10 protein-coding genes are annotated in these 12,281 nt (G+C 58.5%); 9 read left to right on the top strand and 1 reads right to left on the bottom strand.

Annotated features, from left to right (window positions below):
• Positions 1–16 precede the first annotated feature (16 nt).
• The 4 genes from puuD (at position 17) to CWM54_RS01360 (ending at position 4,442) form a co-directional block, all read left to right on the top strand.
• Entirely contained in the window at positions 17–769 is a 753-nt protein-coding gene (gene puuD, locus CWM54_RS01375) for a gamma-glutamyl-gamma-aminobutyrate hydrolase (protein WP_072199196.1), read from the top strand.
• A gap of 25 nt (positions 770–794) precedes the next feature.
• Complete coding sequence (gene puuR, locus CWM54_RS01370; protein ID WP_002898590.1) at positions 795–1,352, top strand: HTH-type transcriptional regulator PuuR; 558 nt, start codon at positions 795–797, stop codon at positions 1,350–1,352.
• 319 nt (positions 1,353–1,671) lie between these two features.
• Positions 1,672–3,159 (top strand): aldehyde dehydrogenase PuuC, encoded by a 1,488-nt coding sequence (gene puuC / locus CWM54_RS01365; RefSeq protein ID WP_061155124.1) that lies wholly within the window; start codon positions 1,672–1,674, stop codon positions 3,157–3,159.
• Positions 3,160–3,161: 2 nt separating this feature from the next.
• A complete protein-coding gene (locus CWM54_RS01360) occupies positions 3,162–4,442 on the top strand; it encodes an NAD(P)/FAD-dependent oxidoreductase (RefSeq protein ID WP_100632006.1) in 1,281 nt (426 codons plus the stop codon).
• Here the strand turns inward: CWM54_RS01360 and CWM54_RS01355 are convergent.
• Positions 4,439–5,401 (bottom strand): LysR substrate-binding domain-containing protein, encoded by a 963-nt coding sequence (locus CWM54_RS01355; RefSeq protein ID WP_162677780.1) that lies wholly within the window; start codon positions 5,399–5,401, stop codon positions 4,439–4,441. The two genes, CWM54_RS01360 and CWM54_RS01355, sit on opposite strands and share 4 nt — an antisense overlap.
• A gap of 82 nt (positions 5,402–5,483) precedes the next feature.
• Between CWM54_RS01355 and CWM54_RS01350 the strand changes: the two genes are divergently transcribed.
• The 5 genes from CWM54_RS01350 (at position 5,484) to CWM54_RS01325 (ending at position 12,276) form a co-directional block, all read left to right on the top strand.
• Positions 5,484–6,569 (top strand): tartrate dehydrogenase, encoded by a 1,086-nt coding sequence (locus tag CWM54_RS01350; RefSeq protein WP_061155127.1) that lies wholly within the window; start codon positions 5,484–5,486, stop codon positions 6,567–6,569.
• 448 nt (positions 6,570–7,017) lie between these two features.
• The gene (locus CWM54_RS01340; protein WP_061155128.1) at positions 7,018–8,625 is read left to right on the top strand and encodes a BCCT family transporter; all 1,608 of its coding nucleotides are present in this window, start codon (positions 7,018–7,020) and stop codon (positions 8,623–8,625) included.
• A 36-nt stretch (positions 8,626–8,661) separates the two neighbouring features.
• Positions 8,662–9,786, top strand: a complete 1,125-nt coding sequence (gene yeaW / locus CWM54_RS01335) for a carnitine monooxygenase, oxygenase subunit YeaW (RefSeq protein ID WP_061155129.1) — start codon at positions 8,662–8,664, stop codon at positions 9,784–9,786.
• Positions 9,787–9,804: 18 nt separating this feature from the next.
• Positions 9,805–11,253: an NAD-dependent succinate-semialdehyde dehydrogenase gene (locus CWM54_RS01330; protein ID WP_100695701.1), complete on the top strand. Its 1,449-nt coding sequence runs from the start codon at positions 9,805–9,807 to the stop codon at positions 11,251–11,253.
• Between the two features lie 57 nt (positions 11,254–11,310).
• Entirely contained in the window at positions 11,311–12,276 is a 966-nt protein-coding gene (locus CWM54_RS01325) for a PDR/VanB family oxidoreductase (RefSeq protein ID WP_100695699.1), read from the top strand.
• Positions 12,277–12,281 lie beyond the last annotated feature (5 nt).

The raw sequence follows: 12,281 nt of genomic DNA, 5'->3' as shown, positions 1-12,281 counted from the left end.
GATCATGGAAAATATAATGTACAAGCCAGTTATTGGCGTCGTGATGTGTAGAAACAGGCTTAAGGGTCACCAGACCCAGACTCTGCAAGAAAAGTACCTGAATGCCATTGTTAACGCCGGCGGACTGCCGATCGCCCTGCCGCATGCGCTGGCGGAGCCGGAGCTGCTGAACGCGTTAGTCGATAAACTGGACGGGATTTACCTGCCAGGCAGTCCCAGTAATGTGCAGCCGCACCTTTATGGTGAAAACGGCGATGAGCCTGACGCCGACCCCGGGCGTGATCTTCTGAGCATGGCGCTGATTAACGCCGCACTCGAAAGGCGCATCCCCATTTTCGCCATCTGTCGTGGACTGCAGGAACTGGTTGTCGCCACCGGCGGGACTCTGTATCGTCGTCTGTTCGAGCAGCCTGAGCTCCTTGAACATCGTGAAGATCCTGAACTGCCCGTCGAGCAGCAGTATGCGCCGTCCCATCAGGTTGAGGTTCAGGAAGGAGGATTGCTGTCGCAATTGATACCGGGCTGCAACACGTTTTGGGTAAACTCGCTACATGGGCAAGGGGCGAAAACTCTGAGTCCGCAGCTGCGCGTGGAGGCACGAGCGCCGGATGGACTGGTGGAAGCGGTCAGCGTGAACGATCATCCTTTCGCGTTGGGCGTACAGTGGCATCCTGAATGGAACAGTAGCGAATACGCCCTGTCGCGTATGTTGTTTGATGGTTTTATCACCGCCTGTCAGGGCCATCATGCTGAAAAGCGGCGGCGCTGACCACTACCGTTAAGGAAATGCAAATATGAGCGATGACGGACTGGCGCCAGGGAAACGTCTGTCAGAGATCCGCCAACAGCTGGGTCTCTCACAGCGTCGTGCCGCCGAACTGTCTGGGTTAACACATAGTGCCATCAGCACCATAGAGCAGGATAAAGTCAGTCCTGCCATCAGTACGCTGCAAAAGCTGCTGAAAGTCTATGGGCTGTCGCTCTCGGAATTCTTTTCTGAACCCGAAAAGCCGGACGAACCCCAGGTGGTCATTAATCAGGATGACCTGATTGAGATGGGGAGTCAGGGCGTTTCCATGAAACTGGTTCATAACGGAAATCCGAACCGTACGCTGGCGATGATTTTTGAAACTTACCAGCCTGGAACCACGACCGGGGAGAGAATTAAGCATCAGGGTGAGGAGATAGGCACCATACTGGAAGGTGAGATCGTGCTGACCATTAACGGTCAGTCGTACCACCTGGTGGCTGGACAAAGCTATGCCATTAATACCGGCATCCCGCACAGCTTCAGCAACACCTCGGCAGGCATCTGCCGCATCATCAGTGCCCACACCCCCACCACATTCTGATTATTTAGCCTGAACGAGGTTCAGGCTTTCTTCAGGCCTGTCGCGACGGAAAAGCTATTTTCGTCGCGGCGAAGAACTCGCAGTAATAACGCCTGTGCCGTACGGAATATTATTTCCTGTTGGCCCTGAAATAATTAACGCCTGTGAATGGCGGCTCGCCCCTGAATAATTCGGGTTGCAAACAACCTGTCGAATTCCAGGGAAATAAACGGTATTCAACTCCGGGGATACGTTATGCCCTGCGCCTGGCGCAGCGCCCCCGTGCAGCCTGAAAACGCCGAACTGATTAATTTGCCGATAATGTTTTTAAGGAGTCATGATGAATTTTCAGCACCTGGCTTACTGGCAGGAAAAAGCGAAAAACCTGGCCATTGAAACGCGCTTATTTATTAACGGCGAATATTGCGCCGCGGCCGATAATACCACCTTTGAAACCATTGACCCTGCCGCGCAGCAGACATTAGCGCAGGTCGCCCGTGGTAAAAAAGCCGACGTCGACCTGGCGGTGAAAGCCGCGCGCCAGGCTTTTGATAACGGCGACTGGTCGCAGGCCTCTCCGGCCCGACGTAAAGCGGTTCTCACTCAATTTGCCGACCTGATGGAAGCGCATCGTGAAGAGCTGGCGCTGCTGGAAACGCTGGATACCGGCAAACCGATCCGCCACAGCCTGCGCGACGATATTCCCGGCGCCGCCCGCGCCATCCGCTGGTACGCCGAAGCGCTGGATAAAGTCTATGGCGAAGTCGCGCCGACCGGCAGCAACGAGCTGGCGATGATCGTCCGCGAACCGATTGGCGTCATTGCCGCGGTGGTACCGTGGAACTTTCCGCTGCTGCTGGCCTGCTGGAAGCTTGGCCCGGCGCTGGCGGCAGGCAACAGCGTGATCCTCAAACCATCGGAAAAGTCACCACTCACCGCCCTGCGTCTGGCCGGGCTGGCGAAAGAGGCCGGACTCCCGGACGGCGTGTTGAACGTGGTTAGCGGTTTTGGCCACGAGGCCGGACAGGCGCTGGCCTTGCATCCTGACGTCGAAGTCATCACCTTCACCGGATCCACCCGTACCGGCAAGCAGCTACTGAAAGACGCCGGCGACAGCAATATGAAGCGCGTATGGCTGGAAGCGGGCGGCAAGAGCGCCAACATCGTCTTCGCCGACTGCCCGGATCTGCAAAAAGCGGTCAACACCACCGCCGGCGGCATCTTCTATAACCAGGGCCAGGTCTGTATCGCTGGCACCCGCCTGCTGCTGGAGGAGAGCATCGCCGACGAATTTCTGACATTGCTGAAAGCGCAGGCGCAACACTGGCAACCGGGTAACCCGCTCGATCCGGACACCACCATGGGCATGTTGATTGATAACGCCCATGCCGACAACGTGCACAGTTTTATCCGCGGCGGCGAAGCCAAAAGCACGCTGTTCCTCGACGGGCGGAAAAACCCGTGGCCTGCCGCCGTCGGCCCGACCATTTTCGTTGACGTCGACCCGGCATCGACCCTCAGCCGGGAAGAAATCTTCGGCCCGGTACTGGTGGTCACGCGCTTCAAAAGCGAAGAAGAGGCGCTGCAGCTTGCCAACGACAGCGACTACGGCCTCGGCGCCGCCGTGTGGACCCGCGATCTGTCACGCGCCCACCGCATGAGCCGTCGCCTGAAGGCTGGCTCGGTCTTCGTCAACAACTATAACGATGGTGATATGACCGTTCCGTTCGGCGGCTACAAGCAGAGCGGCAACGGGCGCGATAAATCGCTGCACGCGCTGGAAAAATTCACCGAACTGAAAACCATCTGGATTGCCCTGGAGTCTTGATCATGACTGAACATACCACTAGCTACTACGCCGCCAGCGCCAACAAGTATGAACCGTTCCCAACGCTGGACGAATCGATAAGCTGCGACGTCTGCGTCGTCGGCGGCGGCTACACCGGCCTCTCCTCGGCCCTGCATCTGGCCGAAATGGGCTACGACGTGGTGGTGCTGGAAGGGGCGCGCATCGGCTTCGGCGCCAGCGGCCGCAACGGCGGTCAGCTGGTCAACTCCTATAGCCGCGATATCGACGTCATTGAGAAGAACTACGGCCCGGATGCGGCCAAAATGCTCGGCAGCATGATGTTCGAAGGCGGCGATATTATTCGCGAGCGCATCCAGCGCTACCAGATCCAGTGTGATTACCGCCCGGGCGGCCTGTTTGTGGCGATGAACCATAAGCAACTGGAAACCCTGGAAGAGCAGAAAGCCAACTGGGAGCGCTACGGCAACACCCAGCTGGAACTGCTGGACAGCCACGCAATCCGTCGCGAAGTGGATAGCGACCGCTACGTCGGCGCCCTGCTCGACCACAGCGGCGGCCATATTCACCCGCTGAACCTCGCCATCGGCGAAGCGGACGCCATTCGCCTGAACGGCGGCCGGGTGTATGAGCAGTCGCCGGTCACCCGCATCCAGCACACCAGCCCGGCGGTGGTCAGTACCGCGCGCGGCCAGGTGACCGCACGCTACGTCATCGTCGCCGGCAATGCTTATCTCGGTGACAAGCTGGAGCCGGAGCTGGCGAAACGCAGCATGCCGTGCGGCACCCAGGTGGTGACGACCGCCCCGCTGTCGGAAGAGGTCGCCCGTTCGCTGATCCCGAAAAACTACTGTGTGGAAGATTGTAACTACCTGCTGGACTACTACCGTCTGACCGGCGACAACCGCCTGCTGTACGGCGGCGGCGTGGTCTACGGCGCACGCGATCCGGACGACGTGGAACGGCTGATTATGCCCAAGCTGCTGAAAACCTTCCCGCAGCTACAGGGGGTAAAAATTGACTACCGCTGGACCGGCAACTTCCTGCTGACCCTGTCGCGGATGCCGCAGTTCGGGCGTCTCGATAACAATATTTACTACATGCAGGGCTACAGCGGCCACGGCGTGACCTGTACCCACCTCGCCGGACGCTTGATTTCAGAGCTGCTGCGCGGCGACGCCGAGCGTTTCGACGCCTTCGCCAGGCTGCCGCACTACCCGTTCCCGGGCGGCCGCAGCCTGCGCATTCCCTTTACCGCCATGGGCGCCGCCTACTACAGTCTGCGCGACCGCCTTGGGGTTTAATCGCCTCCGCCGACGGCCCTGGCCGTCGGCTCATGCTGCGGATAGTGCAGTTGAAAGTAGTGGCGCAGAAACTCCACGGTGGTGCGAATTTTGGCCGACGTCGCCAGCCGGGAGACGTAGACCGCCCAGACATTGGCAGGCTGAAAGAATTCCGGCAGCACATGCACCAGATGGCCGCTGGCGATATTCTCCCTGACGTCCCACCATGAACGTAACGCAATTCCCTGCCCGTCCAGACACCACTGGTGCACAATTTCACCATGGTTGGATGACAGCGGCCCGGTCACCTTGATCGCGTGCTGCCCCTCTTTGCTGTGCAACTGCCAGACGCCAAACGGATGATCGCGCTCTTTAATCACCAGGCAGGGTAAGGCGGCCAGATCGCTCAGCTGCTTCAGTGGTGGATGGCGGTCAAGGAACTGCGGTGAGGCGCAGAGCACGCGGTGGTTGGACGCCAGCTGGCGGGCAATCAGATTCGGCGCGATATCGTCGCCGACGCGAATATCGAGATCCACCCCTTCATTGACTAAATCCACCAGCCGGTCCTGGACATCGAAACGCAGTTCCAGCTGCGGGTACTGAAGGGCCAGCGCCGACAGCGCCGGGGCCACCACCCGGCGGCCAAAGCCGAAGCTGCTGATAATACGCAGCGTTCCCTGCGGCACCTGACGCACGTCGGAAAGCTCGTCCATCATCTCATCGACATCCTGCAAAATGCGCTGCGCCCACTCGTAGATCCGCTCCCCCTCCTCGGTAATGGTGACCCGGCGGGTAGTTCGGTGCAGCAACACCACATTCAGGGTGTGTTCCAGCAGCGAAACCCGCTTGCTGACGAACGCCGGTGATACGCCAAGCTCCTCGGCGGCGGCGGCAAACCCGGCCCGGCGAGCGACCAGCATAAAGACGCGTAAATCATTTAGCAGCGGCAGATTATTCATGATCTGTGTTTTATGTTTCACCAGTTAGCGTGATTAATTATGAACCAGTCAATTATAGGATAGGCAGGTGGTCAAACATCATCGCTAAAAAGTGAGAACCGGAATGAAAAAAACCTGTCGTATTGCCGCCATCCCGGGTGACGGAATTGGCAAAGAAGTTCTGCCTGAAGGGATTCGCGTGCTGCAAGCCGCCGCACAGCGTTGGGATCTGTCGTTGAGCTTCGAGCAGATGGAGTGGGCAAGCTGCGAATATTATGCTCATCACGGCAAGATGATGCCGGACGACTGGCGCGAGCAGCTGCAGGGCTTCGATGCTATCTACTTTGGCGCCGTCGGCTGGCCGGATACCGTTCCCGACCACATTTCTCTGTGGGGGTCGCTGCTGAAGTTCCGCCGCGAGTTCGACCAGTATGTCAACCTGCGTCCGGTGCGCCTGTTCCCCGGCGTCCCCTGCCCGCTGGCGGGTAAAAAGGCCGGTGATATTGATTTTTACGTGGTGCGCGAAAATACCGAAGGCGAATATTCCGCCCTTGGCGGGCGCGCCAATGAAGGCACCGAGCATGAAGTGGTGATTCAGGAGTCGGTCTTTACCCGCCGCGGCGTGGACCGGATCCTGCGCTACGCCTTCGAACTGGCGCAAAGCCGCCCACGCAAAACGCTGACTTCGGCGACCAAATCCAATGGCCTGGCGATCAGCATGCCCTACTGGGATGAGCGAGTGGAAGAGATGGCCAAAAACTATCCGGATATTCGCTGGGACAAGCAGCATATCGATATCCTGTGCGCCCGCTTCGTGCTGCAGCCGGAGCGTTTCGACGTGGTGGTCGGTTCCAATCTGTTCGGCGATATTCTGTCAGATCTCGGCCCGGCTTGTACCGGCACAATCGGTATTGCGCCATCGGCCAATCTCAACCCGGAGCGCACCTTCCCATCGCTGTTCGAGCCGGTTCACGGCTCCGCGCCGGATATCTACGGTAAAAATATCGCCAACCCGATCGCCACCGTGTGGGCCGGGGCGATGATGCTCGATTTCCTCGGTAACGGCGACGAGCGCTATCACGCCGCCCACAACGGGATCCTGGCGGCGATTGAGCAGGTGATTGCCAGCGGGCCAAAAACCCCGGATATGAAAGGCAGCGCGTCAACGCAACAGGTCAGCGACGCTATCTGCAAAGCCATTTTGGCGTAATTACCCCGGCCGCTCCCCGGTCGCGCTGCGCTTACCGGGGCTACAATGGCACGAGAATATCGTCCGGGTAAGGCGCTACCCGCCACCCGGCAAAAAACGGCACCGTGAGTAGCCCGGGTAAGGCGTAACCGCTACCCGGGAAAACCCGCGCGCCTGGCCCGCCAACTCCCCTCTCTTTTCGTTATGCAGAATCCCCCACGATTGACAAGTGGACCGCATCACAGCGGTGAACTTTATTAATTCCTGAAAGGAAAGAACCTGCGCCAATTCACCTTTTATTATTTCCGTTCCGTGTTTTATTGCTTCACGAATCGGCCAATTGTTTAATTCATGTAACGAAGAAATAATCCGATTGTTAATAGCTTTTTGCTACGAACCTTGACCCTACAGCGTGATAACAACGACAGGCTAAAGCCACCTACGGGCAATCATGCCCAGGAGATCACCCATGTTGAGCAACGTAAAGAAAAAAGATGTGCCGCTGATTGCCATCAGCCTGGCGGCCATTGTTTTCATCGCCGCTACATTAAGTCTCTTCCCCCACCAAACCGCGCAGGCGGCTGATTCGATTTTTAACGGCGTGACCCGGCTGCTGGGTTCCACGGTACAGGTACTGGTGCTGCTGGCACTGGGACTGGTGCTCTATCTGGCAACCAGCAAATACGGCAATATCCGTCTCGGCGAAGGCAAAGTCGAATACAGTACCCTCTCATGGCTGTTTATGTTTATCTGCGCCGGGCTCGGCTCCTCCACGCTGTACTGGGGCGTTGCCGAATGGGCTTATTACTACCAGACCCCGGGCCTGAACATTGCGCCGCAATCGCCGAAAGCGCTGGAATACAGCATCCCTTATTCTTTCTTCCACTGGGGGGTTAGCGCCTGGGCGACCTACACTCTCGCCTCGCTGATCATGGCCTATCACTTCCACGTGCGGAAAAATAAAGGCCTCAGCCTCTCCGGGATCATTTCAGCAATCACCGGAGTGAGTCCGCAGGGCTTCTGGGGCCGTCTGGTCGACCTGATGTTCTTGATCGCCACCGTCGGCGCGTTAACCATTTCGCTGGTGGTCACTGCCGCCACCTTCACCCGCGGCCTGTCAGCGCTGACCGGGTTGCCGGATAACTTCACCGTGCAGGCGTTTGTGATCCTGCTCTCCGGCGGCATTTTCTGCATGAGTTCGTGGATTGGCATCAACAACGGCCTGCAGCGCCTGAGCAAAATGGTCGGCTGGGGCGCGTTCCTGCTGCCGTTGGTGGTATTACTGGTTGGCCCGACCGAATTCATCACCAATAACGTTATCAACGCCATTGGCCTCACCACCCAAAACTTCCTGCAGATGAGCCTGTTTACCGACCCCCTCGGCGACGGCGCCTTTACCCGCAACTGGACCGTCTTCTACTGGCTGTGGTGGATCTCCTATACCCCAGGCGTGGCGATGTTCGTCACTCGCGTCTCCCGCGGGCGCAAAATCAAAGAGGTCATTTGGGGACTGCTCCTCGGTAGCACCGCCGGCTGCTGGTTCTTCTTCGGGGTGATGGAAAGCTACGCCATGCACCAGTTCGTTAACGGCGTGATTAACGTACCGCAGGTGATGCAGACTCTCGGCGGCGAAACCGCCGTCCAGCAGGTGCTGATGTCGCTGCCGGCAGGTAAGCTGTTCCTCGCCGCCTATCTGTTCGTGATGATTGTTTTCCTCGCCTCGCACATGGATGCGGTGGCCTACACCATGGCGGCGACCAGCACCCGCAACCTGCGCGAAGGCGAAGATCCGGATCGCGGCATGCGCCTGTTCTGGTGCGTGGTGATCACCCTCATCCCGCTATCGATTCTGTTTACTGGGGCTTCGCTTGAGACCATGAAAACCACCGTGGTACTGACCGCCCTACCGTTCCTTGCCATTTTGCTGATTAAGACTGGCGGCTTCGTGCGCTGGTTAAAACAGGACTACGCCCACGTGCCGGTCAATCAGATAGAAACCCATACGCCCGAGCCAATGATTAAAGCCGAGACGCTACCGGTTGGCACGGTACTCAAAGGCGACGGCCAGTCGCTGTAAAACCTCTTACTGACAATAATCACAAGGTGACCTTACATGAGCAATTTGAGCCCTGACTTTACGCTGCCGATTAATTTTTGCGCCAATCCGCAGGATGCCTGGACCATTCCGGCCCGTTTTTATACCGACAGCCAGGCGTTTGAGCACGAGAAAGAGCGCATCTTCGCCAATAGCTGGATTTGCGTCGCCCACGGCAGCGAGGTCGCCAGGCCGAACGATTACATAACCCGAGAAATCATCGGCGAAAATATCGTTATCGTCCGCGGCCGCGACAACATTCTGCGCGCTTTCTATAACGTTTGCCCGCACCGCGGCCACCAGTTGCTGAGCGGTGAAGGTAAAGCCAAAAACGTGATTACCTGCCCCTATCACGCCTGGGCCTTCAAGCTTGACGGCAATCTCGCCCACGCCCGCAACTGCGAAAACGTGGCGAATTTCGATAGCGAAAAGGCGCAGCTGGTGCCGGTTCGCCTTGAAGAGTATGCCGGCTTTGTGTTTATCAATTTGAACCCGGAAGCCGAGAGCGTGGAAACACAGCTGCCGGGCCTGCAGGACAAAGTGCTGGAAGCCTGCCCGGACGTGCATGATCTGAAACTGGCGGCGCGCTTTACCACTCTCACCCCGGCGAACTGGAAAAATATCGTCGATAACTATCTGGAATGTTACCACTGCGGCCCGGCGCACCCGGGCTTCTCGGATTCCGTACAGGTTGACCGTTACTGGCACACCATGCACGGCAAATGGACGCTGCAGTATGGCTTCGCCAAGCCGTCCGAGCAGTCGTTTAAATTCGAAGAAGGTACCGAAGCCGCGTTCCACGGTTTCTGGCTATGGCCGTGCACCATGTTCAACGTCACGCCGATCAAGGGCATGATGACCGTGATCTATGAATTCCCGGTGGATGAAGAGACCACTCTGCAGAATTACGACATCTATTTCACCAACGAAGAGCTGACTGACGATCAGAAAGCGCTGATTGAGTGGTATCGCGACGTGTTCCGCCCGGAAGATTTACGCCTGGTGGAAAGCGTGCAGAAGGGGCTGAAGTCCCGCGGCTATCGCGGCCAGGGACGCATTATGGCGGATAACAGCGGCAGCGGTATCTCCGAGCACGGTATCGCCCATTTCCACAATCTGGTGGCCCAGGTGTTCCAGCCGTAATCGTTGAAGGAGTTTGCTATGTCCGTGTTTCACTCAGATCTGTTTCGCCAGCAGGCGCTGATTGCCGGAAGCTGGCGCGACGCCGCCGACGGCACGACGCTTGCCGTCAGCAATCCTTCCACCGGCGCGGCGCTCGGCCAGATCCCTAATATGGGTCGGGCGGAAGCGCAGCAGGCTGTGGATGCCGCTGCGGCCGCGCTGCCGGCCTGGCGCGCATTAACCGCCGCTCAGCGCGCCACGCTATTGAAAAACTGGCACCGCCTGATCCTCGAAAACAAAACCGCGCTGGCGCAGATCATGACCGCCGAGCAGGGCAAGCCGCTGGCGGAGGCGGAAGGCGAAATCGCCTATGCCGCCTCGTTTATCGAGTGGTTTGCCGAACAGGGCAAACGCACCAACGGCGAAATAATCCCCTCCCCTGGCGCGGATAAACGCCTGATGGTGATCCGCCAGGGCGTGGGCGTCTGCGCGGCGATCACCCCGTGGAACTTCCCGGCGGCGATGATCACCCGTAAGGCCGGCCCGGCGCTGGCTGCGGGTTGTACGATGGTGATAAAGCCGGCTAACGAAACGCCGTTTACCGCGCTGGCGATGGCGGAACTGGCTATTCAGGCCGGGATCCTGCAGGGCGTCATTAACGTCGTTACCGGCCAGTCGCGCGAAATTGGCGCGGTGTTCACCGGCGATGAGCGGGTGCGTAAACTCTCCTTTACCGGCTCGACCGAAGTTGGCCGCGTGCTGATGCGCCAGTGCGCGGAATCCATCAAAAAGCTCTCTTTAGAGCTCGGCGGTAACGCGCCGTTTATCGTCTTTGACGATGCCGATATCGATAAAGCGGTCGAGGGAGCGCTGATCGCCAAGTTCCGCAACGCCGGGCAAACCTGCGTCTGCGTCAACCGCTTCTATATTCATCGCGCCATCTACGACCAATTCTGCGATAAGTTCGTGGCCCGCGTCGCCGCCCTGAAAGTTGGCGATGGCAGCGAGTCCGATGTACAGATTGGTCCGTTGATCAACGCCGACGCCGGGCGCAAAGTCCAGTCCCTGCTTGACGACGCCCTGACCCGCGGCGCAACGTTGTTAACCGGCGGTAAAGCGCACCCACTGGGCGGTAATTTCTTCACCCCTACGGTGATCGGCGACGTACAGCCGGGGTCACTGCTGCTGCAGGAAGAGATTTTCGGCCCGGTGGCGGCACTGGTGAAATTTGACGATGAGCAGCAGGTCATCGAACAGGCAAATGACACTATCTACGGCCTCGCCTCCTATTTTTACAGCAACGATGCCGCCCGTATCTGGCGCGTCTCCGAGCAGCTGGAATACGGGATGGTCGGCATCAATACCGGGCTGATTTCCAACGAAGTCGCGCCATTTGGCGGAGTGAAGCAGTCCGGCCTTGGCCGCGAAGGGTCGGAACACGGAATCGAAGATTACCTGGAGATGAAGTATCTCTGCCAGGGGTTGTAAATGTCCTCTCCCGGCGGCGGCGCTGGCCACGCCGGGATTTTTTGATGGAGTTCAGCGATGTCTGATTATCAAATGTTTGAGGCGATCGTTCGCGATGTTGAACAGATCACCCCCCTTGTGAAGCGTTTTACGCTGGTATCGCCGACCGGCGCTCCGCTGCCGGCATTCAGCGGCGGCAGCCATATTATCGTCCAGATGCAGGATGGCGCGCAGCGCTACAGTAACGCCTACTCGCTGATGAGCTCGCCGCTGGATACCACCAGCTGGCAGATTGCGGTGCGTCTTGAGTCGCCTTCCAAAGGCGGCTCGCGTTTTATGCACCAGCAGGTGCGCCCGGGCGATACCCTGACGGTGTCCACGCCCAACAACCTGTTCGCCATCGAACCACAGGCGCGAAAACATCTGCTGATCGCCGGCGGCATCGGCATCACGCCGTTTTTAGCGCATATCCCTGAACTGGAACAACGGCAGGCCGACTGGCAGCTGCACTACTGTTTCCACGACGCCGACAATAATGCTTTCGTCGATGCGCTCAGCGCCGCGCCGTGGCGCGATCGGGTCAATGTTCATGTATCAGCGCTCGGCAGCCGTCTCGACCTGCCGCGCCTGTTCGCCGACCTCGAGCCCGGGACCCACGTGTATACCTGCGGCCCGGCAGCGCTTAACGAGGCGGTGAAAGCCGCCGCCGAACGCCATCAGGTGCCCGCCAGTCAGCTGCACTTTGAGCAGTTTATCGTTGAGGATAAAGGCGGAGAGGCGTTTACCCTGGTGCTGGCGCGTTCCGGACGCGAATTTACCGTACCGCAGGACATGACCATTTTGCAGGTTATTGAGAATAACAAAGCGGCGAAGGTGGAATGCCTGTGCCGCGAAGGGGTGTGCGGCACCTGCGAAACGATGATTCTGGAGGGGGAAGCCGACCACCGCGATCAGTATTACAGCGAGGAAGAGAAAGCCAGCCAGCAGAGTATGCTGATCTGCTGCTCGCGCGCCAAAGGCGGCCGGTTAGTGCTGGATTTGTAAAGCGC

Origin of the sequence: Klebsiella sp. D-Nf1 (genome assembly GCF_002810515.1) — a bacterium.
Classification (GTDB): domain Bacteria; phylum Pseudomonadota; class Gammaproteobacteria; order Enterobacterales; family Enterobacteriaceae; genus Klebsiella; species Klebsiella variicola.
The sequence above is the reverse complement of the archived record's forward strand: the minus strand, read 5'-3'. Positions and strand labels throughout refer to the sequence as shown.